Origin of the sequence: Sphingomonas sp. NIC1 (genome assembly GCF_001638925.1) — a bacterium.
GTDB lineage: Bacteria > Pseudomonadota > Alphaproteobacteria > Sphingomonadales > Sphingomonadaceae > Sphingomonas > Sphingomonas aquatilis.
Genome location: NZ_CP015521.1, coordinates 1,095,651 through 1,121,118, shown reverse-complemented (window position 1 = coordinate 1,121,118; position 25,468 = coordinate 1,095,651). Strand labels below are relative to the sequence as shown.

Here is a 25,468-nt window from a genome sequence, read left to right as displayed (position 1 = left end):
CCCTGACGATGCAATGGGCGGCGCATCTGGCGCGCGACCGGCGTCGGTCGGCGCATACCGTGCGCGCCTATCGCGCCAGTGCGGAGCGGCTGGTCGCGTTCCTGCAGGCGCATCGGGGCGAGCGGCCGACGGCGGCGGCGCTGGCACGGGTGAGCGCGGCGGACCTGCGCGCCTTTTTGGCGGCGCGCCGCGGCGATGGGCTGGGCAACGCCTCTGCCGCGCGTGAGCTGTCGGCGGTGCGGGGTTTCTTGGCGTTCGTGGCGCCCGATGTGGCGATGCCCCGGCTGCGCGGCCCCCGCGTCAAACCCGGCGTGCCGCGGCCGATCGCGCCGGACGAGGTGATGGCGCTGGCCGGCGAGGTGGCGGACGAGGCGGCGGAACCCTGGGTGGGTGCGCGCGACTGGGCGGTGCTGCTGTTGCTGTATGGCGCAGGGCTGCGCATCGGTGAAGCAATCGCGCTGCCGGCGCGCGTCCTGCCGCTGGGCGAGACGCTGACGGTGACCGGCAAGCGCGACAAGACGCGGATCGTGCCGCTGCTGCCGCAGGTGCGCGCTGCGGTGGAGGCCTATGCGGCGCAGATGCCCTGGGCGCCGGCGCCGGACGAGCCGCTGTTCCGCGGTGTGAAGGGCGGGCCGCTGTCGCCGGGGATGATCCGGCGATCGGTGCGCGCGGCGCGCGGGCGGCTGGGGCTCGGCGAGCGGACCACACCACATGCGCTGCGCCACAGCTTCGCGACGCATCTGCTGGGCCGCGGCGCCGACCTGCGCGCGTTGCAGGAGCTGTTGGGGCATGCGAGCCTCAGTTCGACGCAAATCTATACGGCGGTCGATGCGGCGCATCTGCTGGATGTCTATCGGAACGCGCACCCGCGGGCGTGATGGCCGGCGAAGAGGGGCAACAGGAACCCCTTGGGCGAAACGATCGGGGTTGATCGTTTCCGTTGTTGCACCCATTGAAAGAACTGTTCCGTCGCAATGACGCGGGAATGCCGGATGACTGGCGTTAGCGGATTGGGTGGATGTAGGACAGCGGGTCTCGAGTTTGCGCTCGCATTCAAGCCCTTACCGGTGCCCCGATCCTATCGTGCGCGCGGTTTCCAGGTGACGACGCGATAGAGGTAGGCGAGGACGATCGCGACGCTGAGCGCGACGGCGGCGGGGCCGACATAGCGGTCGATCGCCTCGAAATTCGAGCCGAGATAGACACCGGCGGCGGCGAGCATGGTGTTCCAGATCAGGCTGCCGGCAAAGGTCCAGACGAGGAAGCGCCACAGCGGCATGCAGGTCATGCCCGCGGGTAGCGACACGAGCGTGCGGAAGGTGGGCATGAAGCGGAATACGAACACGACGCCGCCGCCGCGTTTGCAGAAGAAGCGGTGCAGCTTTTCGACATCCTCCCACTCCATCGTCAGCCAGCGGCCGTGGCGTTCGATGAAGGGGCGGAAGCGCTGGTAGCCGATGTGGCGGCCGATGTAATACCAGAAGTAATTGCCCGCGGTGGTGCCGGCGGTGCCCCACAGCACGAGCGGCACGATGGCCATGTCGCCACGCGCCACCGCCATGCCGCCGAGGCCCATGATCACCTCCGACGGGATGGGCGGGACGATATTCTCCAGCGCCATCAGCAGGAAGATGCCGATATAGCCGCCCTGGGCGATGGCGTTGAGGATGAACTCGGTCATGGCCCAGGGTAACGGCGCGGGGGTCAGCCGCGTTCCGCTGCGACGCCATCCGATGCGCGCTGCGCGACGCGGCGCTCGATGGCATCCCAGATCAGGCCGGCGACGTCGGTGCCGTCGAAGGTCTGGATCGCGACGATGCCGGTCGGGCTGGTGACGTTGATTTCGGTCAGCCATTCGCCGCCGATCACGTCGATGCCGACGAACAGCAGCCCGCGGCGCTTCAATTCCGGTCCGAGCACGGCGCAGATCTCGCGCTCGCGGTCCGTCAGTTCGGTCTTCACCGCCGAGCCGCCGACCGCGAGGTTCGATCGGATTTCGCCTTCACCCGGCAGGCGGTTAATCGCGCCGGCGATCTCGCCATCGATCAGCACGATCCGCTTGTCGCCCTTCGCCACCGCGGGCAGGAACGCCTGGACCATGTGCGGTTCGCGCCAGGTCTGGTTGAACACCTCGATCAACGCGGACAGGTTCGCACCGTCCGATCCGACACGGAAGATCGCCTTGCCGCCGTTGCCGTGCAGCGGCTTGACGACGATCTCGCCATGCTGCGCCAGGAAGGCGCGTGCTTCGTCGAGGCTGCGGGTGATGAGCGTCGGCGGCATGAACTGCGCATAGTCGAGCACGAACACCTTCTCGGGCGCGTTGCGGACGCTGTGCGGATCGTTCACGACCAGCGTCCGATCGGAGATGCGTTCGAGCAAATGCGTCGCGGTGATATAGCCGAGGTCGAAGGGCGGGTCCTGCCGCATCAGCACGACGTCGGCCTGCTCGCCGAGATCGAGGCTGACAGGCGCGTCGAAGCGGAAATGGTCGCCCGCGCCCGGTGCCGCCGGGCGCTGTACCGTCACCGGATGCGCCTTCGCCCAGACGCGGCCGTCGGCGTAATTCAGGTCCTCGGCGAGGTAATGGAACAGCCGGTGCCCGCGTGCCTGGCCTGCCAGCATCAGCGCGAAGCTCGAATCGCCGGCGATATTGATCTGATCGAGCGGGTCCATCTGGACGGCGACGGTGAGGGTCATGGGCACACTCGCGAGTGGGTTGGTTCGGGGTCCGACTTAGGGGGCGGGCGGTGGAATGTCACCCGGAGCGCGCGCGGAAGTGGACGAAGTGGACGGTACGTCGTTGTCGGGAGGCGGGGGACGGAACGTCTTTTTTGTGAGGAAGGCCAAGGGGTTTGCGCGCAGAGGCGCGGAGGGCGCGGAGGTGGTTCGTGCGACGCAGCGTTCCGCTTTATAGCCGACGGGGGTGAGGGATCGCACCGATACGGCGGACGCGACCCCTCTGCGGTCTCCGCGCCTCTGCGCGAGCATCGTCCTGCCTCTCGACCTGTGGTCCCGCTGCCGCAAATCGTCACCCCAGCGCAGGCTGGGGTCGCTCGCGGCGCTTGCTGCGCGCGATAGTTGGGAGATCCCAGCCTGCGCTGTGATGACGATGGGGCGGGGGGGATTGTGCGTCTTGGACGGGACGCGATGAGGGGCGGGGCGACGGGACGGGCATGGGTGGAGGCTATCGACGCCGGGACCCGTAGGACAGCGTGTCCCGTTTTCCGTCGCCCGATCCGTCACTTGCGGTGCGGGCGATCCAACACGCTCAGCCGATCCAGGCATTCTCGATATGCCGCGGCCGTGTGCCGGGGGCGAGCAGGATAACATCGACGCGGATGTCTTCGCCCGGCCCGGCATAGCGCGGCATCAACACCTCCGCCGCCGCGGCGACGCGGGCGAGGCGGCGTTCGTCGATCGCGAAATCGAGCTCGGCGGCGGTGGCGCGGGTCTTCACCTCGACGAAGGCGACGAGGTTGCCGCGGCGGGCGATGATGTCCACCTCACCCGCCGGCGTGCGCACGCGGCGATCGAGGATGCGCCAGCCCTTGAGCCGCAACCACCAGCCCGCGATCCGTTCAGCCCGTCGGCCAGCGGCTTCGGCGGACTGGCGCGCCTGGGTGCTGCGGCGACGGGGCGGGCGGGGCATGGGGGGAGGGTGGCGCAATCGCCACCTGGGGACAAGCGCTCGATCTGTCAGACGCCGAATAGTCGATCCGGTAAAACTTGCACCTGAAACGCCAAGTCCCTATTTATCGATCAAGGATTGGGCTTTCCCGGTCGACGAAGGGGTTTCGGGGCACCGGAGCCCCTTTGTTACTCAAGGGAACATTTTGAAGTCCCAGATGCGGTTGGCGATAATGTCATAGGCACGGTTGGGCTGATCGGGCCTGATCGCGTGCAGGGCGAGGGGGCGGGCGATCAGATCGCTGAGTTGATGCCCGGCCAGATTTGCTTGTTTGGCCACGAACAGGGGTTCGAGCGGTGTCCGCTGGAAATCCACCGCCCGCCAGCCCCACCGTTTGTCGTTGGCGGCGACGCGGCGAAATTCCAATTCAAGCTGCCTGTCCTCTTCGCGGCCGCGCGCTTCGAACAGGACGTGTGTCAGGCGCCCGCACTGTCCGTCGAGTACCAACCTGTCGCTGAGTTTCTCCATGCAGAAATGCATGGCAATCTCATACGGGTTCCACGGATCGGCATAGCGCGCCTTGTGCTTCAGTTTGTCGATGACGGCGCAATACGCGTGGAAGCGGGCTCCCGCCATGATCGCGTTGACGTCGGTCATAAAGGCGTCACGTAGCGCCGCATCTTGCCTGAGGAAGGCGAAGGGGGGCGCTTGCTTGCGGATGTCCCTCTCGTGCAGAATTGCAGCATCGTGCCCGAAGTATTTGAATTTCAGTCTACGAAAGGCTGGCTCGATTTCGTCGGTGTAGACGGTCTTTTCAAACACACAGAAGACCAGCGCGAAGGCTGGGAATTGCGGATCGATAGACGCAAGGCCGTGATCGCCGCTTTCATCCGCAAAGACGATATAGTCGCTGAAGTCTGACATTCCGCAGCGTGTCGTGGCATTCTGCGTCATGCAAGGCGTCGTGCTAATCCCCCTTCATCGCTAGCGCGCGCGCGTACAGTTCCTTGCGGTCCAGGCCGAAGGCCTTGGCGACTTCGCTGGCGGCTTTTGCGACCGGCAGGCGGGTGAGGGCGTCGGCCAGGGCGGCGTCGGCGTCTTCGATCGCGGCGGGCGGGGCTTCGCCGGGCGGGGCGATGACGATGGCGATTTCGCCCTTGGGGGCTGCGTCGGCGTAGCGGGTGGCGAGGGTCGACAGCGTGCCGGTCACCGCTTCCTCGAAGCGTTTGGTGATCTCGCGCGTCACGGCGGCCTCGCGGTCGCCGAGGCCGTCCGCCAAGGCGGTGAGGCAGGCGGAGAGGCGCGGGCCGGATTCGTAGAGGACGAGCGTCGCGCGGATCGGGGCGATTTCGGCAATGGCGTCGGCGCGGGCCTTGGCCTTGCTCGGCAGGAAGCCGGCGAACAGGAAACGATCGGTCGGCAGGCCCGCCAGCGTCAGCGCGGCGATCGCGGCGCAGGGGCCGGGGATGGTCACCACCGTATGGCCGGCGGCGCGGGCGTCGCGGACGAGCTTGTAGCCGGGATCCGAGATCAACGGCGTGCCCGCGTCCGAGACGAGTGCGATTGCTTCGGTGCCCATGCGCGCGATCAGGCCGGGGCGGACGCCTTCGGCATTATGGTCGTGATAGGGAACCATCGGGCGCTTTGCACCGATATGGCGGAGCAGGCCGGCGGTGACTCGGCTGTCCTCGACCGCTACGACGTCGGCGCGCGACAGGATGTCGGCGGCGCGGGGCGATAGGTCAGCAAGATTGCCGATCGGGGTCGCAACGATATAAAGACCGGGCTGTAGGGGATTTTCGACGATGGTCACGGGGAACGTCATGACAGAGGCGAGCGCGGTTGGACAGCCTGCGAAGGGCGGCGGCGTCAAGCGCTGGCTGGCGATCCTGGGGGCGGGGCTGCTCGCGGCCTGTTCCACCGTGGTGCCGCGTGGACCGGTGGAGGCGCCGACGCGGCCGGGCCGCCCGCAGGCGCAGCGACCCGATGCGCCGGTCGAGGCCGGGCTGCCGCGCGACACGCAGCGCAACCGCGTCGCGCTGCTGGTGCCGCTGTCGGGCGCCAATTCGGGCGTCGGCCGATCGATCGCCAATGCGACGATGCTGGCGGTGCTCGACACCGGCACCGACAAGGTGCGCATCACCAATTACGATACCGCAACCGGCGCGGGGGCCGCGGCACAGCGTGCGATCGCCGAGGGCGCGCAGCTGATCCTGGGGCCGCTGCTGGCCGACGACGTGCGCGCCGTCGCGCCGATCGCCAAGGCGGCGGGCGTGCCCGTGCTGAGCTTTTCCAACGACGTGTCGGTGGCGGGCAATGGCGTGTATCTGATGGGCTATGTGCCCGGCCAGTCGATCGACCGCGTCGTGCAATATGCGCGCAGCCGCGGGGTTTCGACCTTTGCGGGCCTGATCCCCAATGGCCTGTACGGCGAGCGCGCGTCGACCGCCTTCCTGCGATCGGTGGAGGGCGCTGGCGGATCGGTGGTGTCGCTGCAGACCTATGGCCGGACCGCGGGGGGCGTGACGGGCGCGGTGACGCGGCTCAATGCCAAGGCGCCGTATGACGCGGTGCTGGTCGCCGATGCGGGCACGACCGCGGCGGTGGCAGCGCCGCTGATCAAGCGCGGCAGCGGCGCGTCGACGCGCATCCTGGGCACCGAATTGTGGAATTCGGAGAACGGGCTGGCGACCAAGCCGGCACTCAGCGGGGCGTGGTTCGCGAGCGTGTCGAACACGCTGTACCGGCAATATGCGGCCAAGTACCGCGCGCGCTACAATGCCGGGCCGTACCGGCTGTCGAGCCTGGGTTATGACGCGGTGCTGCTGACGGTGCGGATCGCGCGCGACTGGCCGGTGGGCCGTGCGTTCCCCGAGGGCAAGCTGCGCGATGGCGACGGCTTTGCGGGCATCGACGGCGCGTTCCGCTTCGGTCGCGACGGCGTGGCGGAGCGGGCGCTGGAGGTGCAGGAGATCCAGGCGGGCGGGCTGGTGACGGTGTCACCGGCGCCTTCGGGGTTTGGGAAGTAAGGGGTTTTCGCGCGAAGTCGCGAAGACGCTAAGGTGTTGCGTTTGCTGCCGCAGACTTTCTTTCCTCGGGCGGCACCGCTTTGTGTGACGGTGATGAAGGAAGGCGGCTGCGCCGCGGGCGTGCCCTCTTTGCGGCTTCGCGGCTTCGCGTGACTCCAGTCCTCCCCCGCCAGGGGGAGGTGGCGCGGCGTAGCCGTGACGGAGGGGGAGGATACGGAGCAGGCGTTTCGTGTCCTCCCCCTCCGTCAGCGCTGGCGCGCTGCCACCTCCCCCTGGCGGGGGAGGACTGGGGTTAGGCGTCGGCTACAACCAGCGGCAGAATCGAGTCGAGGAGGAGCGCGCCGGCTTCGGTGACGCGGAGGCGGTGGGCTTCGTGGGCGATCATGCCCTGGCGGGACAGGCGCTCGACCGCGGGCCAGTCGATCGGGGCGGTGCCGCCGGCCAGGGCGGCGACATAGTCCAGGTCGACGCCTTCGCGCAGGCGCAGGCCCATGACGAGCGCTTCGCTGGCGCGGTCGTGGGGGGCGAGCGGCTCTTCCACCTCGAGGCCGTGGCCGTTGCGCGCGACGGCGGACAGCCAGTTTTCAGGCTTGCGGCGGCGCTGCGTCGCGAGGCCGTCGCGGCGGCCGTGCGCGCCGGGGCCGACGCCGGCATAATCGCCGTAGCGCCAATAGGTGAGGTTGTGGCGGCTCTCCGCCCCTAGGCGGGCATGGTTCGAGGTTTCGTAGGCGGGCAGGCCGGCGGCGGCGGTCATCGCGCGGGTCATCTCGAACAGGTCGGCGGCGCTATCACCATCGGGGATGGTGAGGCGTCCCTGCGCGGCTTCGGTAGCGAAGCGGGTGCCGGGTTCGATCGTCAATTGGTAGAGCGAGAGATGTTCGGTGCCGAAGCCGAGCGCGCGGGTGAGTTCGCGCTCCCACGCGGCGAGGCTCTGGTCGGGCAAAGCATAGATCAGGTCGACGCTGACGCGACCGAAATGCGCCTGCGCGGTGTCGAGCGCGCGCAGGCTTTCGGCGACTCTGTGCGCGCGGCCGAGAAAGGCGAGCGCGGCGTCGTCGAGCGATTGCAGTCCCAGCGAGACGCGGTTGATGCCGGCGGCGGCGAGATCGGCGAAGCGCGCGGCCTCGACCGACGAAGGGTTCGCCTCCAGCGTGATCTCGATATCGGGTGCGGGCGTCCAGTGCGTCTGCGCGGCGTCGAGGATCGCCGCGACGGTCGATGGCGGCATCAGCGACGGCGTGCCGCCGCCGAAGAAGATCGATCCCAATGTGCGGCCGGGCAAGGCGGCGGCTTCATGCGCCAGGTCGGCGAGCAAAGCGTCGCGCCACGCCTGCTGGTCGACGCTCTCGCGGACGTGGCTGTTGAAGTCGCAATAGGGGCATTTGGAAACGCAGAACGGCCAGTGGACGTAGAGCGCCAGGGGCCGGGCTGCCGGCGTCTTGTCGGGGATCATGATGGTGCCGATATGGCGGCGATGATCGCGAAACGCTACCGCGCGCTTGCGCTGCCGCTCTTGTTACTGGCCTGTGCGCAGGCGCCCGAGGGGCCGGAGCGGGTGATCGAGCCGCGGGTGAGTGCGTCCGCTGCGCCGCGCGGGTCGGTGCTGCTGAAGTCGGTGATGCTCGCCGCGCACAATCGCGCGCGGGGCGAGGTGGGCGTGGCGCCGGTTGTCTGGAGCGATACGCTTGCCAGCTCGGCGCGCGGCTATGCCGAAGAGATGGCGCGGACCGGGCGGTTCGAACATGCCGCGCAGCCGATGGGGCCGGGGCGGCAGGGCGAAAATCTGTGGACGGGCACGCGCGGCGCCTATCGCTTTGACGAGATGGCGGGGCATTGGATCGCGGAGAAGCGCGACTTCGTGAACCTGCCGACGCCCAACTTCAGCCGGACCGGGCGGTGGCAGGACGTGGGGCATTATACGCAGATGGTGTGGCGCGGATCGACCGCAGTCGGCTGCGCGATCGCGAGCAACCGGAGCGACGACTATCTGGTGTGCCGCTATGCGCCGCCGGGGAATGTGTTCGGGCAGGTGGCGTTTTAGGCGTTTGCTGCGGAGGGGTGAACTCACGCGAAGACGCGAAGACGCAAAGATGGCTCGAGCGCGGCAGCGCTCCCGCCCTGCGTGTCGCTTTCGATGAGAAGCCGCTGTCGCGGCGAGCGATCACATCTTTGCGTCTCCGCGTCTTCGCGTGAACCTCAGACGATCGCAGCGCTGGTGTAGGGGCAGTATTCGCGCCAGCCGAGGCTGGTGTAGAGCGCCGCGCCCATGTCGGTGGCAGTGAGGATCTGTTGCGCGCCGGGTGAGCGGCGGGTGGTGGCGAGCGTCGTCATCAGCGTGTGGCCGAGACCGCGGCGGCGGTGGGCTTCGGCGGTGACGATGCGGTCGTAGACGAAGACGTCGTCCAGTTCGGCGGCATAGCCGCTCGCGGCGAGGTCGCCGGCGGGGCCGGTGATCGCGACATGGGCGACGCCGGCGGTGTGCGTGGTGGTGGCGATATAGCCGGCGGGGAGCGGGCGGCGGGGCGGCGGCGGACCGTCGGTCACCATCATGCGATTGGCGTCGGTGATCGTCCAGCGCGGCGGCAGGATCGCCCGCAAGGTGGTAGCGTCGGCGCAGAGTTTGAGGAAGATGGCGGGTTCGGTGATCGTCGCGGCGAGATGGTCGAGGCCGGGGCCGGCTGTGGCGAAGACGTAGCGCTGGCGTTCGGGTTCGGTGGCGGTGTCGACGCGCCAGCCGCCATGGTCAGCCACGGGTGCGGGGAGGCCGCGGGCGAGGGAGCGGGCGGCGAGCCAGCCGCGGACGAGGGTGGGGTCTGGGTGGGGCGTCATGGGGTGGAGTGCGCTTGCCTGCTCCGCCCCGTCACCCCGGACTTGGTCCGGGGTCCACTCTGCGGCGAGGGGGGAGGCTGGAGGCTCCGGTCACTCCCCCGTGGCCCGGTGGACCCCGGAGCAGGGAACCCATCAAAGTAATACTTTGATGGGAACCCAAGTCCGGGGTGACGGAGGGGGTGGGGCGAGGTCTCGTGTCCCAGCATGCCCCCCCCCGCCTCAGAACACCGCGGCGACGAGTTGGCGGAAGGCGTCGGCGCGGTGGCTGATCGCGTGCTTGGCGGCGGCGTCCATTTCGCCGAACGTCTCGGTGCCGTTGTCGGGCAGGAACATCGCGTCATAGCCGAAGCCGTTGCCCCCGCGCGGCGGCCAGACGAGCGTGCCGTCGACGCGGCCTTCGAACCATTCGACATGGCCGTCGGGCCAGGCGAGCGCGAGCGCGCAGACGAAATGCGCCGAGCGTGCCATGTCGGGTTCTTCGTTCAGGCGATCTTCGACCAGCCGCATCGCGAGGTCGAAGTCCTTCGATTCGCCCGCCCAGCGCGCCGAGAAGATGCCGGGATCGCCGCCCAGCGCATCGACGCACAGGCCGCTGTCGTCGGCAAGCGCGGGCAGGCCGCTGAGGTCGGCAGCGATCCGTGCCTTCAGCTCGGCATTGGCGACGAAGGTGGTGCCCGTCTCTTCCGGCTCGGGCAGGTCGAGTTCGCCCGCCGAGATCGGCTCGACGCCATAGGGGCCGAGCAGCTCGGCGATCTCACGCACCTTGCCGGGATTGTGACTGGCGATGACCAGCTGTCCGGGGCGCAGCTTGCGGATCGCCTGCGGGATGTCGCCCTCGCCGCTCATTTTACCGCGCGATCCTGCGCGGCGAAGATCTCGGCGCAGCCGATGCGGGCGAGGCGGAGCAGGCGGAGCAGTGCCTCTTCGTCATAGGTCGCGTGTTCGGCGGTCGCCTGCGCTTCGGCGATGTTGCCGTTTTCGAGCAGGACGAAATTGCCGTCCGCATCGGCGGCCGAATCCTCGAGATAGTCGAGGTCGAGGACGGGCGTGCCCTGGTGGATGCCGCAGCTGACCGCGGCGACCTTTTGCAGAATCGGGTCCGCCGTCAGCTTGCCGCTGGCGAGCAAAGTGTTGACCGCGAGGCGCAGCGCGACCCAGGCGCCCGAGATCGCCGCGGTGCGCGTGCCGCCGTCGGCCTGCAGCACGTCGCAGTCGAGCGTGATCTGGCGTTCGCCGAGCAGCTTCATGTCGACCACCGAGCGCAAGCTGCGACCGATCAGGCGCTGGATTTCCTGGGTGCGGCCCGACTGCTTGCCCTTGGCGGCTTCGCGGTTGCCGCGGGTGTGCGTAGCGCGCGGGAGCATGCCATATTCGGCCGTCACCCAGCCTTCGCCCTTGCCGCGGAGGAACGGCGGCACGCGTTCTTCGACGCTGGCGGTGACGAGCACCTTGGTATCGCCGAACGCGACCAGCACCGATCCTTCGGCGTGGCGGGTGAAGTTCGGGGTGATGGTGATGTCGCGCATCTGGTCTGGCGCGCGGCCGCTGGGGCGCATGGAGGTCTCCTTGGGATGTGGCGTGGCGATAGACCGGACGGCGGGGGGATGCCAGCGGTGTTGCAATTGGTGCCTTTTCCTTCGTCACCCCGGACGTGATCCGGGGTCCCGCTTTATCATGGACGAGGGGAAGAAGCGGGACCCCGGCTCTTCGGCCGAGGTGACGAAGAGGAGACGAAGAAGGGGCGGTTGCCCGCCCCGCAAACTGCCCTAGATTGCACCTATGGCTCCGCCCGTCACCGAATTGACCGACCGCGCGCGCGATATCTTTCGTGCCGTCGTCGATGGTTATGTCGAGAGCGGCATGCCGGTGGGGTCGAAGACGATCGCCGCGGCATCGGGGCTGAACCTGTCGCCCGCATCCATCCGCGGCGTGATGCAGGAGCTGGAAGAGCTGGGGCTGCTCGCCAGCCCGCACACCAGCGCGGGGCGGATTCCGACCGAGCGCGGCCTGCGATTGTTCGTCGATGGGATGATGCAGGCGCTTGAACCCAGCGCGGAGGAGCGCGCGGCGATCGAGGCGCGTGCGGGCCATCATGGCCCGGTGGAAGAGGCGCTGGCGGCGACGACCGCGGCTTTGTCCGGCCTGTCGGCCTGTGCCGGCCTTGTGATGGTGCCCAAGCGCGAGGTGCCGTTGCGCTCGATCGGGTTCATCGGCCTGTCGCCGACGCAGGCGATGGCGGTGCTGGTGAGCGAGGACGGCAGCGTCGAGAATCGCGTTATCGCTTTGCCCGCGGGTATGACGCCGTCGGCGCTGATCGAGGCGGGCAATTACATGACCGCGACGCTCGCCGGGCTGACGCTGGGCGAGGCTCGCGCGCGGATCGAGCGGCAGCTGGCCGCGGACCGCCATGCGCTGGACGGTGCCGCGCGCGCGCTGGTCGAGGCGGGGCTGGTGGTGTGGAGCGAGGACGATGCGCGCCGCCCGGTGCTGATCGTCCGCGGGCAGGGGCGGTTGATCGATGCCGCCGCCGCCGCCGACCTGGAACGCCTGCGCGACCTGCTCGACGATCTGGAGGGCAAGCAGGAGATCGCGCAGCTGCTCGACAGCGCGCGTGCGGGCGATGCGACGCGCATCTTCATCGGCGCGGAGAACAAATTGTTCGCGCTGTCAGGCAGCTCCGTTATCGCGCGGCCGTTCCGCGGACCCGGCGGGCGGGTGGTCGGCGTGGTCGGCGTGATCGGCCCCACGCGGTTGAACTATGCGCGCGTCGTGCCCATGGTGGATTTCACGGCGGCAACGCTTGCCCGTTTGATGGGCTGACGACGACAAACAGGGATGTACATGACCGAAGAGACGAAGACCGACGCCGAGGCGCTGCGCCAGGATACGGCGGCGGCGGCGCCCGAAGTGGCGGAGCACGATCGCGTGGCCGAGCTGGAGAACCAGCTGGCCGAAGCGAAGCAGCAGGTGCTGTACGCGCAGGCCGAAATCCAGAACGTGCGCCGTCGCGCCGAGAAGGAAATCGCCGATGCGCGCGCCTATTCGACCACGTCGTTCGCGCGCGACATCCTGTCGGTGGCGGACAATCTGGCGCGCGGGCTGTCCGCGATTCCGGCCGAGCTGCGAGCGGACGAGAAGCTGAAGGGCCTCGTCACCGGGCTGGAAGCGACCGGCCGCGAACTCGACAGCGTGTTCGCGCGCAACGGCATCGTGAAGGTCGAGGCGATGGGCGCGACGCTCGATCCCAACAAGCATCAGGCGATGATGGAAGTGCCGAGCGACGCCGCGCCGGGCACGATCGTGCAGGAAATGCAGGCGGGCTATATGATCAAGGACCGCCTGCTGCGCCCGGCGCTGGTCGGCGTGGCGAAGAGGCCGGATTGATCCGATGAGGCCGCGCCATGATCCGCCCAGTGGCCGGCCCATCGAACTGTCGCTGGCCGAGGCGCTGGATACGTTCGCACGATCACGGGCATCGCGCCGCCGGCGTCACACGCCGCGGCGGCGTGGCGAGCCGGGTGGCGAGCCTTGCCCGGTCGAACCGAACCGCCCGCTCGACCTGTCGGGTGGCGCCGCGGCGGCACTGGAGTTTGACGACTAGGTCGGGTTAAGAGATTGGCATGAACTCCAATCTCACTGCCGATCGCCAGACGTTCGTCACCCACTTGGAATGCTCGCTGACCGGCGAGCGCTACGAGGCGGACCAGCTGCATGGCCTGTCGCGCGCCGGACGGCCCTTGCTGGTGCGCTACGATCTCGACGGCGTGCGGGCTGCGTTGGCGAAGGACGCGCTCACGGCGCGGCCGACCGACCTGTGGCGGTGGCGCGAGCTGTTGCCCGTCCGGCGCACGGAGAATGTCGTCAGCCTGGGCGAGATCGAGACGCCTCTGATCCCGCTGGTGAAGAGCGGTGGCGGTGGCAACGTCCTCGTCAAGGACGAAGGCCGCTTGCCGACGGGCAGCTTCAAGGCGCGCGGGCTGGTGATGGCGGTCGCGATGGCGAAGGAGCTGGGCGTCACGCGGATCGCAATGCCGACCAACGGCAATGCCGGCGCGGCGCTGGCGGCCTATGCCAGCCGGGTGGGGATCGAGACGATCGTCTTCTGCCCCGAGGATACGCCCGAGGTGAACGTCCGCGAGATCGCGATGCAGGGCGCGCGCGTCTATCGCGTCAACGGGCTGATCGACGATTGCGGCGCGATCGTCGGCAAGGGCGCCGCCGAGGGGCGCTGGTTCGATTTCTCGACGCTGAAGGAGCCCTATCGCATCGAGGGCAAGAAGACGATGGGGCTGGAGCTGGCCGCGCAGATGGGCTGGGAACTGCCCGATGCGATCTTCTACCCCACCGGCGGCGGCACCGGGCTGATCGGCATGTGGAAGGCGTTCGACGAGCTGGAGCGGCTCGGCTGGATCGGGTCCAAGCGGCCGCGCATGTATGCGGTGCAGGCGTCGGGCTGCGCGCCGATCGTGCGCGCGTTCGAGGCGGGCGAGGAGCATGCCGAGCGGTGGGAGGACGCGCATACCGTCGCCGCGGGCATCCGCGTGCCGCGCGCGGTCGGTGACTTCCTGATCCTGCGCGCGGTGCGCGAGAGCGGCGGCAAGGCGGTGGGCGTCGGCGGCCCCGCGATCCTGGCCGCGGTGGACGATTGCGCGAAGAAGGACGGGTTGCTGCTGTGTCCCGAGGGCGGCGCGACGCTGGCGGCCTATCGTCAGGCGCTGCGCGATGGCGAGGTGGATGAGGAGGAGCGCGTCGTGCTGTTTAACTGCGCGACCGGGCTGAAATATCCGATGCCGGAGGCTCCGGCGTGGCTCGATCGGCATGGGGCGATTGATTTGGGGGCGTTGTAGTTTCGGCACCCCGGCCAATGAGCCGGGGTCCCGCTTGGTCGAGCGAACGAGGAAGAAGCGGGACCCCGGGTCAAGCCCGGGGTGACGGGAGTAGGGTGGGGCTTAGCCGAACGGTAGCAGCGTTTCGTATTGGGCGAGGGGCGGTGCGCCGGGGATGCGGGCGCCGTGGCGGAGTAGGAAGGCGTGGCGGACGATCTCGCCTTGCTGCTCGATGCCGTAGCGGTGGAGCGGCTGGCCGGGCTTCAACGCATAATCGTAGCGGCAGAAGGGGTGGCGGGCGAGCGGCAGGCAGATGCCGCGCTGGTGCTGCCAGATATGCACCATCTCATGGATGAAGAGCCCCTGGTCGGTCAGTGCGGCGGCGGCGAAGTCGTCGCGCCAGCCCTGGCCCTTGGGGTGGAAATGGATGCAGCCGCGTGGCGCCATCACCGTGTCGCGGGGCTGGAAGAAGGCCCATTTGCTGCGCGAGAGCGTCACCCGGTCATAGTCGATCGTGTCGTGGAAGACCGATGCGGCGAGGGCGCGTTCGCCGTCGGTGAGCGGGCGGGTGGGGTGCGGCATTGTCGGCTGAGATAGGGGGTGGGGTGGGGGTGTGCCAGTGGTTGGGGGTGGGGCGCGTTACCACCTATTCTCCGTCACCCCGGACTGGGTCCGGGGTCCACTCTGCGGCGAGGGGGTGGTTTGAGCCTCTTGCCACCCCCTCGCGGCGCGGTGGACCCCGGAACGAGTCCGGGGTGACGGGGGTGGGTGGGCGGTTCTTATGGCAGTTTCGGCCCGTGCAAGTTCGCGCACCAGGTTTACCCATTCGTCATTCCCGCGAAGGCGGGAATCCATAACCTCTGACCTTGCGGCTGGAGGGCGACGGTAGCGTGTCTGGATTCCCGCCTTCGCGGGAATGACGGAGTGGGAGCGGGGGCGGCCCTCGTCCGCGACGGGGCGCCCTCGTCCGCGACGGCCCGCATACGAAAAGGGCCGCCGGATCGCTCCGGCGGCCCCTCTCATCGATCGGTCAGGATCAGGACTGACCCTGGCTCAGGAAGCCGATCAGTTCGGGCTTGGACACCGACTTGCTCTTGTCCTTGTCCGCCTGGGCGAAGGCCGAATTGACCCAGGACTTGGTCTTGGCGTCGGTGGCGGTCGCCTTGGGGTCGCTCGCCTGCTTCAGCTTGACCATCCAGCTGGCGAATTCGGCCTTTTCCAGCTTGCCATCCTTGTTCGCGTCATAGGTCGGGAACTCGGTTTCGACGACGCTCGCCACCTGATCCGCGCCGGTCGCCGGCTGCGTGGTGGCCGGCTGCGCTGCCGCGGTCTGCGTCGCTTCGGCGGGCGCTGCTGCCGCCGTTGCCGAATCCATCGGCGTGGCCGCGGGCTGGGCGTCGGTTACCGGCGATCCGGCGGGTGCCTGATTTTGCGGTGCGGTCTGCGTCGTGGCTTGGGTCGGCGCAGTATTGGTCGTTTGCTGCGCCAGTGCCGGCGAAGCAACCGTCATCACTCCGGCGAGAAGAGCATATTTCAGCATTGCTGGTCTCCCATCGTTATTCAAACCGAGCGGCGCGCATCATTTCACCGTGCGCCGCGTCGTCTTAAAATGGGGAATTATGATTTGAACGCAAGCCTGACGGGTTTACGGCTTGCGACCCCCGCTGCTAGGAACCCGCGGAAATCCGCGAGTCGCGGCCGATGCGGCCACGACGAACCGTGCAGCCGTCAGGACGAAGGAACACCATGGTCCCCCGCTATTCCCGCCCCGAAATGACCGCGATTTGGACGCCGGAGAACCGGTTCCGCATCTGGTTCGAGATCGAGGCGCACGCCACCGACGCGCTCGCCGAGCTGGGCGTGGTGCCCAAGGATGCCGCCGCGGCGCTGTGGGCGTGGTGGAACACCAACCCCGCGATCGACGTCGCCGCGATCGACGCGATCGAGGCGGTGACCAAGCACGACGTCATCGCCTTCCTGACCTGGGTCGCGGACAATGTCGGCGATCAGGCGCGCTTCATGCACCAGGGCATGACCTCGTCCGACGTGCTCGACACCGCGCTGGCGGTGCAGCTGGCGCAGGCGGCGGACATCCTGATCGCCGATCTCGACAAGCTGCTGGCCGTGCTCAAGACGCGCGCGATCGAGCATAAGATGACGCCGACGATCGGCCGCAGCCATGGCATCCATGCCGAGCCGGTCACGTTCGGGCTGAAGCTGGCGCAGGCCTATGCCGAGTTCGACCGCTGCCGCACGCGGCTGATCGCGGCGCGCGCCGATATCGCGACCTGCGCGATCAGCGGCGCGGTCGGCACCTTCGCCAACATCGATCCGTCGGTTGAAGAACATGTCGCCGCCAAGCTGGGCCTGTCGGTCGAGCCCGTCTCGACGCAGGTGATCCCGCGCGACCGGCATGCGATGTTCTTCGCGACGTTGGGCGTGATCGCGAGTTCGATCGAGCGGCTGGCGACCGAGGTGCGCCACCTGCAGCGCACCGAGGTGCTGGAGGCGGAGGAATATTTCTCGCCTGGTCAGAAGGGCTCGTCGGCGATGCCGCACAAGCGCAACCCGGTGCTGACCGAGAACCTCACCGGCCTCGCCCGCATGGTGCGTGGCTATGTGACGCCGGCGCTGGAGAATGTCGCGCTGTGGCATGAGCGCGATATCAGCCACTCGTCGGTCGAGCGGTACATCGGGCCGGACGCGACGATCACGCTCGATTTCGCGCTGGCGCGGCTGACGGGCGTGATCGAGAAGCTGCTCGTTTACCCTGAGCGGATGGACAAGAACCTCAACAAGATGGGCGGGCTGGTCCATTCGCAGCGCGTGCTGCTCGCGCTGACGCAGGCGGGGGTGAGCCGCGAGGACGCGTACCGGCTGGTGCAGCGCAACGCGATGAAGGTGTGGGAGTCGGACGGGCAGCTCGCGCTGACGCAGGCGGGGGTGAGCCGCGAGGACGCGTACCGGCTGGTGCAGCGCAACGCGATGAAGGTGTGGGAGTCGGACGGGCAGCTGTCGCTGCTCGAGCTGCTGAAGGGTGATGCCGAGGTGACGGCGGCGCTGTCGCCGGCGGAGATCGAGGACAAGTTCGACCTGGGCTATCACCTGAAGCACGTCGATACGATCTTCGCGCGGGTGTTTGGCTAACGCCAAGTCCTCCCCCGCCAGGGGGAGGGGGACCGTTCGGCGTCAGCCGAATGGTGGAGGGGGCGGTCAGCGATGCGCTTCGACGCGGAGGATACCCTGTCCTCCCCCTCCGTCAGCGCTAGTGCGCTGCCACCTCCCCCTGGCGGGGGAGGAGTTGGGACGTCACGCCCATTGCGCCAGCCAGTCGGCGAGGCCTTGCGGGGAGAGCGAGCGGGCGTCGGCGAGTGCGGTTTCGCGGCCGGCGTTGACGACGCGGTTGGTCTTCGGGTCGACGATCAGTAACGCTGGCACGCCGGCGAGGCGCCCCTTGATCCCGTAGCTCGCGGGAATGTCGAGGTTCTTGTCGAAGCGGCCGATGTCCACCGTCACCACCTCATAATGCTTCGCCATGAAGCCATGCATCGCGGGCAACTCCATGACGCCGGCGAGCAGGCGGCAGTCGAGGCACCAATTGCCGCCCATGTCGATCAGCAGCTTCTTGTGGCCCTTCAGCGCGCGCGCCTTGGCGGCGGCGACCTGCGCCTTGGCGTCGGCGGCGCCGTCATAGGGTAGCGGCAGCGGCTGCGGCAGCTGGTTGAACGTTGCGATGGCGACGCGCGGCGCGGCGACGCGGGCATCGGCAACCGCCGGCAGGGTAGCGGCGAGCGCAAGGGCGAGCATGAGCGGGCGGGACATCGACACCTCCGACAAGGGAAAGGCCGATCTCAGCCGCTGGCGTCGGCCTTGGCAAGGTGGCGCGTGCTGCACCGGCGAAAAGCGCGGCTCTCTGGACGGTAGCCGTGATGGCGTCGTAGAATTGTTACAGTTGCGTGAAACGCATCCGTCATTGCAAGCAACAATATTGCGCGATCGTGTAACGATCTACATATCGCGGGGGCCGGCCATTCCGCCGGCACGGAGACCTTCCATGCGCATGTTCGAAACCGCGGCCAGCTCGGTGCTGGCGATCGCGGCCCAGGCGCTGGTGGTCGGGGTGATCATTTCCGCCCTGTAACCCATCAGCCCGTCCGCCCGCTTTTCGCCTGATGGCGTCGAGGGGGCGGCTAGGGCCGTCGGGGTTTCTGTGTGCCGCCGGAACCAGCGCTGCGCCTGCGCGTCGTCGCGCCATGTTCGTCGACTTTCGCGATGTGCCGCCGCCACCGCCGTGGCAGCCGCCCAAGCGGCCCGATCCGCGGCCGCAGCTGACGCCGCGTCAGCAGAATGCGCTGGCGGCGATCATCGGCGTCAACGTGCTGCTTCTGTTGGTCGCGCCGATCGGCGGCGCGACGGTGATCCAGGCGATCGGCGCGCTGTTTCGCTAGCGCCTGCGATCGTAACGCGCCGCGAATTCGTCGTCGGACATGATCAGATAGCGGATCATGTCGACGAACGCCCAGGGCGCGGTGACGAGCAGGCCGACGACGGTGATGCTGAGGACCAGCATAACGATTCCCGACCCGGTCCGCCCCAAGTAGAAGCGATGGATGCCGAGCGTGCCGAGCAGGAAGGCGAGGATCGCAGCAACATATTTGTTGCGATCGTTCACCGGCGCGCGGGGCGGCGGGGGTGCCAGGACGTGGCGGCTGCCCGCTTCGGCGGGCATCGGGAAGACGCTGAGCGCGCGATCGCCCTCCGCTTCGAAATCGACCTTCACGCCGATCTTGGGCTCGCCGCGCTGCGCCCAGTCTTCGGGGGTGAAGCGATAGCGCTTGCCGTCATCGCCCGCGACCAGCCCCTCGCCGCTCCGCGTATCCACTCCCAACACCTGTCCGCGCATGCCCACTCCCCGGCTCGTTCGCGGTGTATTGTGGCGATCAGGCGCCGGTGCGCAAGAGGCTACTCGGCGGCGAGGCGTTCGGTCAGGCGGGCGAGCGTGGTGAGCGCGGCGACATGCGCGGCAAAGGCCTTGCGTCCGGCGCGCGTGGCCGCGGCCCAGGTGCGGGAGCGGCCGTCGCTGCTCGCCTTGCGCAGGTTGACGTAGCCCGCGTCGACCAGCGCCGACAGATGTTTCGACAGGACCGAATCGCTGACCTGCGTCGTGGTGCGCAGCAGGGCGAACTCGGCATCCTGCACCTCCGTCAGCACCGCCATGATCTGCAGGCGGGCGGGCGGGTGGATGACCGGATCGAAGCCGCTCATGCGAGGCTGCCGAGCAGTTCGCGGCGGAAGACGCGGCACCACCAGAGGCTGCCGGCATAAGCGATGGCGGCGGCTACGAGCGCGAGGGGGAGCGGGGCCCAGGTCACGCCCCGATCGGTTGCGAGCCAGACGCCGAGCAGGTGGATCGGCAGGATGACGAGCAGCATCACCGCGGTGACCCGCCGCGTCCTGCCCGCGCGATAGCCGTTGATGAACATGCCCATGCGCCGTCGGTCCCAGCGGACGATCCAGGCGATGGCCGCGAATAGGCCGGCGATCATCGCGAAGCGCAGCGGGAAGGGCACAGCGGTGCTCGCGACCATCCCGCCCATCAATGCGGCGAAGGCGGCATGGCGGATCGGCGGCACGTCCGATGCCGCGGCGAGGCGCAGGCGCGACTGTTCGATGAAGGCCAGCGCCTCTGCGGCGTTCGCGCTGTTATGGTGCATGACGTTCCCTTTCCAAGTTGGAAAGAGAGTGGCGGCGACTTTCCGATTCGGCAAGTGATCATTTTCCGGATTGGAAAGTGATGTGCGGAGGCTGGCGGGGGACTGAACGCGCCCATTGCCTTTCTCCGTCATCCCGGCCTTGAGCCGGGATGACGCTTCTTCTGCTGCGGTGGAGAAGCGGGACTCCGGATCAAGTCCGGGGTGACGGTGGGGTGCGGTGGGTTATCGCTGTTGGTCGTTGGGTCGCTGAGATGGTGTTTCGACGTGAGGGCGTTGCTTACCTCCCCCTCCGTCACCGCTTCGCGGTGCCACCTCCCCCTGGCGGGGGAGGACTTTGGGGCATTCTTTTCTCGCGATGGTATCGGCGTGAGGGGATCTGGGTGGTTTCGGTCGCGACTGGATCGGGATCGGTGCGATACGACCACCCTTTCCGTCATCCCGGCCTTGAGCCGGGATCCCGCTTCTTCTTTTACTGCGGGGGAGAAGCGGGACCCCGGATCAAGTCCGGGGTGACGGGATGGGGGAGCATGCGCCCCGCCGCCCCCCATCCCGGCTTATTCGCCCGCGAAGACGCTCTTCAGCTTGGCGAAGAAGCCCTGGCTTTCGGGGCATTCGTCTCCAGTTTCCGTTTCGCGGAACAGTTCGAGGAGTTCGCGCTGGCGGGTCGAGAGCTTGGTTGGGGTTTCGACCTCGATCTGGATGACGAGATCGCCCTGGCCGCGGCCTTGCAGGACGGGCATGCCGGCGCCGCGCTGGCGCAGCTGCTTGCCCGACTGGATGCCGGCGGGGATCTTGATGTCGTGCCGGGCGCCGTCGAGGCCGGGGATCGACAAGGTGCCGCCCAGCGCCGCGGTGGTGAAGCTGATCGGCGCGCGCGCGAACAGCGTGGTGCCCTCGCGTTCGAAGATCGGATGCCGCGCGACATGGAGGAAGATGTAGAGGTCGCCCGGAGGGGCGCCACGCGGACCGGCCTCGCCTTCGCCGCTCAGGCGGATGCGCGTGCCTTCGTCGACGCCGGGGGGGACGTTGACGCTGAGCGTCTTGGTCTTTTCGATCCGGCCTTCGCCGCGGCAATCGGGGCAGGGATCGGCGATGATCTCGCCCGAGCCCTGGCAGACCGGGCAGGCGCGTTCGACGACGAAGAAGCCCTGCTGCGCGCGCACCTTGCCGTGGCCGTTGCAATGGCGGCAGGTGGAGGCGTGGGTGCCGGGCTTGGCGCCCGAGCCGTGGCAGGTATCGCATTGCGCCGAGACGTCGACGGTGATCTCGGTCGCCTTGCCGTGGTAGGCCTCTTCCAGGGTCACTTCCATGTCGTAGCGCAGGTCGGCACCGCGACGCTGCTGCTGACGCCCGCCGCCGCGGCCGCCGTTCATGAATTCGCCGAAGACGGATTCGAAGATGTCGGAGAAGCCGCCGAAGTCCTGCGCCCCGCCGCCACCGCCGCCGCCGTTCTGGAAGGCTGCATGGCCGAAGCGATCATAAGCGGCGCGCTTCTGGGGGTCCTTCAGGACGTCATAGGCCTCGCTGATCGCCTTGAAGCGCGCTTCGCTATCCTTGCACCCGGCGTTCTTGTCCGGATGGTATTTCATCGCGAGCTTGCGGTACGACGATTTGATCGTCGCGCCGTCGGCATTCCGCTCGCATTCGAGCAGCTCGTAATAGTCGACTGTGGTGCTCATGCCCGTCCTCTAGCGCGAGACGATCCGGTGGTCCCGATCCAATCCGCAAACCGCCGTTCGTGCTGAGCTTGTCGAAGCACGGTGGGGTCCCACCTGCCCTTCGACAGGCTCAGGGCGAACGGGAGGGGATAACGCCGATACCACATGCAGCCCGCGTGTTCGAAACACGGACCGGATGGGGTGTCGGCTCATCTCTCTATCACCCCACGTTCCACCCCGTTGTCCCCCTGCCGGAAAGTCACAAAAGTCACGCCGAAGCATGTGTTGTGCGGGCAGGGGGACGGGGTGGCTTTTACGCCTTGTGGTCGTCGACTTCCGAGAATTCGGCGTCGACCACGTCGTCCTTGGGCGCTTCGGCACCGGCATCGCCCTGCGGCGAGGCCTCTGCCGCCTGCGACTTTTCGTAGATCGCCTGGCCGAGCTTCATGGCAACCTGCGCGAGCGCCTGCGCCTTTTCGTTCATCTGGTCGGCATCGCCGCCCTCGACCGCCGCCTTGGCCGCGTCGATCGCCGACTGGATTTCCGACTTCAGCGAATCATCGACCTTGTCGCCATTGTCCGCGAGCTGACGCTCGGTGGTGTGGATCAGCGATTCGGCGTTGTTCTTCGCCTCGGCGCCGGCACGACGCTTCTTGTCCTCTTCGGCGAAGCGCTCGGCATCCTTGACCATCTGGTCGATGTCGGCGTCGCTGAGACCACCCGAGGCCTGGATGCGGATCTGCTGCTCCTTGCCCGTGCCCTTGTCCTTGGCACTGACGTTGACGATGCCGTTGGCGTCGATGTCGAACGTGACCTCGATCTGCGGCACGCCGCGCGGCGCCGGCGGGATGCCGACCAGGTCGAACTGGCCGAGCAGCTTGTTGTCCGCCGCCATCTCGCGCTCGCCCTGGAACACACGGATCGTCACCGCGCCCTGGTTGTCGTCGGCGGTCGAATAGGTCTGCGACTTCTTCGTCGGGATCGTCGTATTGCGGTCGATCATGCGGGTGAACACGCCACCCAGCGTCTCGATGCCCAGCGACAGCGGCGTCACGTCGAGCAGCAGCACGTCCTTGACGTCGCCCTGCAGCACGCCCGCCTGGATGGCGGCGCCCATCGCGACGACCTCATCCGGGTTGACGCCCGTGTGCGGCTCCTTGCCGAAGAACTGCTTCACCGCCTCGCGCACCTTCGGCATGCGGGTCATGCCGCCGACGAGGACGACTTCGCTGATGTCACCGGTGCTGACGCCGGCATCGGCCAGCGCCTTCTTCATCGGCTCGATCGTGCGCTTGATCAGGTCATCGACCAGACGCTCCAGATCGGCGCGGCTGATCGTCTTGACGAGGTGCTTCGGGCCGTTCTGGTCGGCGGTGATGAAGGGCAGGTTGACCTCGGTCGACGCGGCCGAGCTCAGCTCGATCTTCGCCTTTTCCGCGGCTTCCTTCAGGCGCTGCAGCGCGAGCTTGTCCTTGGTGAGGTCGATGCCCTCATCCTTCTTGAAGCCCTCGGCCAGGTAATCGACCAGCTTGTTGTCGAAGTCTTCGCCGCCCAGGAAGGTGTCGCCGTTGGTCGCCTTCACCTCGAACACGCCATCGCCGATCTCGAGGATCGAGACGTCGAACGTGCCGCCGCCGAGATCGTAGACCGCGATCGTCTTGCCGTCCTGCTTCTCGAGGCCATAGGCCAGCGCCGCCGCGGTCGGCTCGTTGATGATGCGCAGCACTTCGAGGCCGGCGATCTGGCCGGCGTCCTTGGTCGCCTGGCGCTGCGCGTCGTTGAAGTAGGCCGGCACGGTGATGACCGCCTGCGTGACCGTCTCGCCGAGATACGATTCAGCGGTTTCCTTCATCTTCTGCAGCGTGAAGGCGCTGATCTGCGACGGGCTGTAATCCTTGCCGCCCGCCGAGACCCACGCGTCGCCGTTCGGGCCGCGTGCGATCTTGTACGGAACCAGCTCGGTGTCCTTCTTGGTGATCGGATCGTCGAAGCGACGGCCGATCAGGCGCTTGACCGCGAAGATGGTGTTGTCGCCGTTGGTGACGGCCTGGCGCTTCGCCGGCTGGCCGACCAGACGCTCGCCGTCCTTGGCGAAGGCGACGATCGACGGCGTGGTACGCGCGCCTTCCGCATTCTCGATCACCTTGGGCTTGCCGCCTTCCATCACTGCGACGCAGCTGTTGGTGGTGCCGAGATCGATGCCGATTACTTTAGCCATGTGTGCTTGCTGAGCCCCTCACGAACAAAAAAATACAAACGAGAAGGGAACCTTTTGCCCCGTTACGGCGACGAAAGGTGCCCGTTGATGGGCGCGATATAGGTGGGGTTGCGCTTGCCGCAAGACGGGGCGGGCCATAGGAACTGCGGGTGAAACGATCCCGTTTCGGGAAGGGATATGGACATGCGACGGCGCGAGGCTTTGCGGGCGATGGTTCTGGCGGGCGTGATGGCCGCGAGCCTGTCGGGCTGTGGCGGACCGGATCGCGTGACCGCGGACGATGCGTGGATCCGCCTGCCTGCCGCGCCGGGGCGACCGGGGGCGGCCTATTTCACGCTGCACGGCGGGCGCAGCGATGCGACGCTGATCGACGTCAGCGCTGATGTCGCGGTCCGTGCCGAGATTCACGAGAGCATGAGTGGCGCGGGCGGCATGGCGGGGATGAAGCCGCTGGCCAGCGTGGCGGTGCCGGCGGGGGCCAAGGTGGTGTTCGCGCCGGGGGGCAAGCATGTGATGCTGTTCGACATCAACCCGCGGGCGAAGCCGGGCAAGATCTTCAACCTGACGCTGAACTTCGCCAATGGCGGGCGGATGTACGTGCCTGCGACGATCGTGGGGCCGGCTGATCCGGCGCCGGATTTTTGAGGCAGGCGGGCGGCTTTTCCTTCCGTCACCGTAAATACCTCGTCACCCCGGACGTGTTCCGGGGTCCACTCCTCCGCAAGGGGATGGCTTGAGCCTCATAGCGGCCCCTCGCCGCACGGTGGACCCCGGAACACGTCCGGGGTGACGGAGTGGGTGGGGTGAGCGGGGGCACGAGCAGCCTCCCTCAGATCAGCCCCTGCGCCTTCAGGCTGACGTGGCCGCCGAGCCCCATGATGATGTGATCGTGGACGACGATCCCCATCGGCGCGCCGGCGTCGGCGATGGCGCGGGTGATCTGCACATCGGCGCGGCTGGGGGAGGGATCGCCCGAGGGGTGATTGTGGACGAGGATGATCGCCGCCGAGCCCAGGTCCATCGCACGGCGGATCACTTCGCGAACGTGGACGGCGGCCTGATCGATCGAGCCTTCGCTCATCACCTCGTCGCGGATCAGCATGTTGCGCGTGTTGAGGTGGAGCACGCGGAAGCGTTCGATGACGTGATGCGCCATGTCGGCGCGCAGATAATCGAGCAGCGCCTGCCAGTTGCCTAGCACGGGGCGCTCGGCGACCTCCGCCTTCAGCAGCCGGATCGCGATGGCGTGCGCGATCTTGATCGCGGCCGCGGCGCTGTCGCCGACGCCGGGCACGCGGGCGAGCGCTTCCGGATCGGCGGTCAGCAGCCCGCCGATGCCGCCAAATTCGCGCAACAAGGCCTTGGCGATCGGCTTAGTATCGATGCGCGGCAGCGCTAGCGTGAGCAGATATTCGATCAGCTCATGGTCGAGAAGCGCGTCGCCGCCCCCTGCCAGCAGCCGCCCGCGCAGGCGCTTGCGGTGACCGGCGGTGTCGTCAGGTGGCAGGGCGGGGGCCATGGCCTGCGATCCTATGACGCGGCCGGAGCGGGTGCAACGATTGC

Annotated in this window: 29 protein-coding genes; 11 read left to right on the top strand and 18 right to left on the bottom strand. The window is 68.0% G+C overall.

The window, feature by feature from the left end:
- Nucleotides 1-8 precede the first annotated feature (8 nt).
- Nucleotides 9-878 (top strand): tyrosine recombinase XerC, encoded by an 870-nt coding sequence (locus A7E77_RS05415; RefSeq protein WP_078462332.1) that lies wholly within the window; start codon nucleotides 9-11, stop codon nucleotides 876-878.
- A gap of 200 nt (nucleotides 879-1,078) precedes the next feature.
- Here A7E77_RS05415 and A7E77_RS05410 read toward each other — a convergent pair whose 3' ends face one another.
- The 5 genes from A7E77_RS05410 to rsmI all read right to left on the bottom strand — a co-directional run bounded on the left by A7E77_RS05410 (nucleotide 1,079) and on the right by rsmI (nucleotide 5,456).
- The gene (locus A7E77_RS05410; protein WP_063686420.1) at nucleotides 1,079-1,681 is read right to left on the bottom strand and encodes a DedA family protein; all 603 of its coding nucleotides are present in this window, start codon (nucleotides 1,679-1,681) and stop codon (nucleotides 1,079-1,081) included.
- 23 nt (nucleotides 1,682-1,704) lie between these two features.
- Nucleotides 1,705-2,700 (bottom strand): glutathione synthase, encoded by a 996-nt coding sequence (gene gshB, locus A7E77_RS05405; protein WP_063686418.1) that lies wholly within the window; start codon nucleotides 2,698-2,700, stop codon nucleotides 1,705-1,707.
- Between the two features lie 571 nt (nucleotides 2,701-3,271).
- Nucleotides 3,272-3,652, bottom strand: a complete 381-nt coding sequence (locus A7E77_RS05400; RefSeq protein ID WP_063686417.1) for a YraN family protein — start codon at nucleotides 3,650-3,652, stop codon at nucleotides 3,272-3,274.
- Nucleotides 3,653-3,823: 171 nt separating this feature from the next.
- On the bottom strand, nucleotides 3,824-4,585 hold the full coding sequence (locus A7E77_RS05395; RefSeq protein ID WP_226341862.1) for a DUF3800 domain-containing protein: 762 nt from the start codon (nucleotides 4,583-4,585) through the stop codon (nucleotides 3,824-3,826).
- Between the two features lie 13 nt (nucleotides 4,586-4,598).
- Nucleotides 4,599-5,456: a 16S rRNA (cytidine(1402)-2'-O)-methyltransferase gene (gene rsmI / locus A7E77_RS05390; protein ID WP_063686412.1), complete on the bottom strand. Its 858-nt coding sequence runs from the start codon at nucleotides 5,454-5,456 to the stop codon at nucleotides 4,599-4,601.
- Here rsmI and A7E77_RS05385 point away from each other — a divergent pair.
- Nucleotides 5,455-6,660 carry a penicillin-binding protein activator gene (locus A7E77_RS05385; RefSeq protein WP_063686411.1) on the top strand — a complete coding sequence of 402 codons (1,206 nt, stop codon included), beginning with the start codon at nucleotides 5,455-5,457 and terminating at the stop codon, nucleotides 6,658-6,660. The two genes, rsmI and A7E77_RS05385, sit on opposite strands and share 2 nt — an antisense overlap.
- A gap of 292 nt (nucleotides 6,661-6,952) precedes the next feature.
- Here the strand turns inward: A7E77_RS05385 and hemW are convergent, their stop codons facing one another.
- Nucleotides 6,953-8,113 (bottom strand): radical SAM family heme chaperone HemW, encoded by a 1,161-nt coding sequence (hemW, locus tag A7E77_RS05380; RefSeq protein WP_063686409.1) that lies wholly within the window; start codon nucleotides 8,111-8,113, stop codon nucleotides 6,953-6,955.
- A 12-nt stretch (nucleotides 8,114-8,125) separates the two neighbouring features.
- Between hemW and A7E77_RS05375 the strand changes: the two genes are divergently transcribed.
- Nucleotides 8,126-8,701, top strand: a complete 576-nt coding sequence (locus tag A7E77_RS05375; protein ID WP_063686407.1) for a CAP domain-containing protein — start codon at nucleotides 8,126-8,128, stop codon at nucleotides 8,699-8,701.
- Nucleotides 8,702-8,856: 155 nt separating this feature from the next.
- On the opposite strand, the gene A7E77_RS05370 is transcribed toward A7E77_RS05375, so the two are convergent.
- The 3 genes from A7E77_RS05370 to rph form a co-directional block, all read right to left on the bottom strand.
- Entirely contained in the window at nucleotides 8,857-9,489 is a 633-nt protein-coding gene (locus A7E77_RS05370) for a GNAT family N-acetyltransferase (protein ID WP_063686405.1), read from the bottom strand.
- A 219-nt stretch (nucleotides 9,490-9,708) separates the two neighbouring features.
- Nucleotides 9,709-10,335 carry an RdgB/HAM1 family non-canonical purine NTP pyrophosphatase gene (gene rdgB, locus A7E77_RS05365; protein ID WP_043060487.1) on the bottom strand — a complete coding sequence of 209 codons (627 nt, stop codon included), beginning with the start codon at nucleotides 10,333-10,335 and terminating at the stop codon, nucleotides 9,709-9,711.
- Nucleotides 10,332-11,045: a ribonuclease PH gene (rph, locus tag A7E77_RS05360; protein WP_043060486.1), complete on the bottom strand. Its 714-nt coding sequence runs from the start codon at nucleotides 11,043-11,045 to the stop codon at nucleotides 10,332-10,334. Before rph ends, rdgB begins: the two co-directional genes overlap by 4 nt.
- Nucleotides 11,046-11,268: 223 nt before the next feature.
- On the opposite strand from rph, the gene hrcA reads away from it, so the two are divergent.
- From hrcA to A7E77_RS05340, 4 genes are read left to right on the top strand one after another with little or no spacing between them, the layout of a single operon-like run.
- Nucleotides 11,269-12,309, top strand: a complete 1,041-nt coding sequence (gene hrcA / locus A7E77_RS05355; protein WP_017980021.1) for a heat-inducible transcriptional repressor HrcA — start codon at nucleotides 11,269-11,271, stop codon at nucleotides 12,307-12,309.
- 15 nt (nucleotides 12,310-12,324) lie between these two features.
- Entirely contained in the window at nucleotides 12,325-12,873 is a 549-nt protein-coding gene (grpE, locus tag A7E77_RS05350; RefSeq protein ID WP_151895454.1) for a nucleotide exchange factor GrpE, read from the top strand.
- 4 nt (nucleotides 12,874-12,877) lie between these two features.
- Nucleotides 12,878-13,090: a hypothetical protein gene (locus A7E77_RS05345; protein ID WP_063686403.1), complete on the top strand. Its 213-nt coding sequence runs from the start codon at nucleotides 12,878-12,880 to the stop codon at nucleotides 13,088-13,090.
- Nucleotides 13,091-13,109: 19 nt separating this feature from the next.
- Nucleotides 13,110-14,336 (top strand): threonine synthase, encoded by a 1,227-nt coding sequence (locus A7E77_RS05340; RefSeq protein ID WP_063686401.1) that lies wholly within the window; start codon nucleotides 13,110-13,112, stop codon nucleotides 14,334-14,336.
- 102 nt (nucleotides 14,337-14,438) lie between these two features.
- Here A7E77_RS05340 and A7E77_RS05335 read toward each other — a convergent pair whose 3' ends face one another.
- Together A7E77_RS05335 and A7E77_RS05330 are read right to left on the bottom strand one after the other, a co-directional pair.
- Nucleotides 14,439-14,897 (bottom strand): hypothetical protein, encoded by a 459-nt coding sequence (locus A7E77_RS05335; protein WP_063686399.1) that lies wholly within the window; start codon nucleotides 14,895-14,897, stop codon nucleotides 14,439-14,441.
- Between the two features lie 454 nt (nucleotides 14,898-15,351).
- A complete protein-coding gene (locus A7E77_RS05330; RefSeq protein ID WP_063686397.1) occupies nucleotides 15,352-15,855 on the bottom strand; it encodes a hypothetical protein in 504 nt (167 codons plus the stop codon).
- A 206-nt stretch (nucleotides 15,856-16,061) separates the two neighbouring features.
- Between A7E77_RS05330 and purB the strand changes: the two genes are divergently transcribed.
- A complete protein-coding gene (gene purB, locus A7E77_RS05325) occupies nucleotides 16,062-17,462 on the top strand; it encodes an adenylosuccinate lyase (protein ID WP_063686395.1) in 1,401 nt (466 codons plus the stop codon).
- 162 nt (nucleotides 17,463-17,624) lie between these two features.
- On the opposite strand, the gene A7E77_RS05320 is transcribed toward purB, so the two are convergent.
- Nucleotides 17,625-18,137, bottom strand: a complete 513-nt coding sequence (locus A7E77_RS05320; protein ID WP_063689732.1) for a thioredoxin family protein — start codon at nucleotides 18,135-18,137, stop codon at nucleotides 17,625-17,627.
- Between A7E77_RS05320 and A7E77_RS17660 the strand changes: the two genes are divergently transcribed.
- Together A7E77_RS17660 and A7E77_RS05315 are read left to right on the top strand one after the other, a co-directional pair.
- Nucleotides 18,121-18,456: a hypothetical protein gene (locus tag A7E77_RS17660; protein ID WP_151895453.1), complete on the top strand. Its 336-nt coding sequence runs from the start codon at nucleotides 18,121-18,123 to the stop codon at nucleotides 18,454-18,456. The genes A7E77_RS05320 and A7E77_RS17660 overlap by 17 nt on opposite strands.
- Nucleotides 18,457-18,568: 112 nt before the next feature.
- Nucleotides 18,569-18,763 (top strand): hypothetical protein, encoded by a 195-nt coding sequence (locus tag A7E77_RS05315; protein ID WP_017980013.1) that lies wholly within the window; start codon nucleotides 18,569-18,571, stop codon nucleotides 18,761-18,763.
- On the opposite strand, the gene A7E77_RS05310 is transcribed toward A7E77_RS05315, so the two are convergent.
- The 5 genes from A7E77_RS05310 to dnaK form a co-directional block, all read right to left on the bottom strand.
- Nucleotides 18,760-19,197, bottom strand: a complete 438-nt coding sequence (locus tag A7E77_RS05310; RefSeq protein WP_226341861.1) for a TM2 domain-containing protein — start codon at nucleotides 19,195-19,197, stop codon at nucleotides 18,760-18,762. The genes A7E77_RS05315 and A7E77_RS05310 overlap by 4 nt on opposite strands.
- Nucleotides 19,198-19,277: 80 nt before the next feature.
- Entirely contained in the window at nucleotides 19,278-19,580 is a 303-nt protein-coding gene (locus A7E77_RS05305; protein ID WP_063686393.1) for a transcriptional regulator, read from the bottom strand.
- Complete coding sequence (locus A7E77_RS05300) at nucleotides 19,577-20,029, bottom strand: hypothetical protein (RefSeq protein WP_063686391.1); 453 nt, start codon at nucleotides 20,027-20,029, stop codon at nucleotides 19,577-19,579. Before A7E77_RS05300 ends, A7E77_RS05305 begins: the two co-directional genes overlap by 4 nt.
- A 554-nt stretch (nucleotides 20,030-20,583) precedes the next feature.
- Nucleotides 20,584-21,708, bottom strand: coding sequence for a molecular chaperone DnaJ (gene dnaJ, locus A7E77_RS05295; RefSeq protein WP_017980009.1), 1,125 nt, complete (start codon nucleotides 21,706-21,708; stop codon nucleotides 20,584-20,586).
- A 292-nt stretch (nucleotides 21,709-22,000) separates the two neighbouring features.
- A complete protein-coding gene (gene dnaK / locus A7E77_RS05290) occupies nucleotides 22,001-23,905 on the bottom strand; it encodes a molecular chaperone DnaK (protein ID WP_063686388.1) in 1,905 nt (634 codons plus the stop codon).
- Nucleotides 23,906-24,088: 183 nt separating this feature from the next.
- Between dnaK and A7E77_RS05285 the strand changes: the two genes are divergently transcribed.
- Nucleotides 24,089-24,550 carry a copper chaperone PCu(A)C gene (locus A7E77_RS05285; RefSeq protein WP_318842605.1) on the top strand — a complete coding sequence of 154 codons (462 nt, stop codon included), beginning with the start codon at nucleotides 24,089-24,091 and terminating at the stop codon, nucleotides 24,548-24,550.
- A gap of 184 nt (nucleotides 24,551-24,734) precedes the next feature.
- Here the strand turns inward: A7E77_RS05285 and radC are convergent, their stop codons facing one another.
- Nucleotides 24,735-25,424 (bottom strand): RadC family protein, encoded by a 690-nt coding sequence (gene radC / locus A7E77_RS05280; protein WP_063686384.1) that lies wholly within the window; start codon nucleotides 25,422-25,424, stop codon nucleotides 24,735-24,737.
- Nucleotides 25,425-25,468 lie beyond the last annotated feature (44 nt).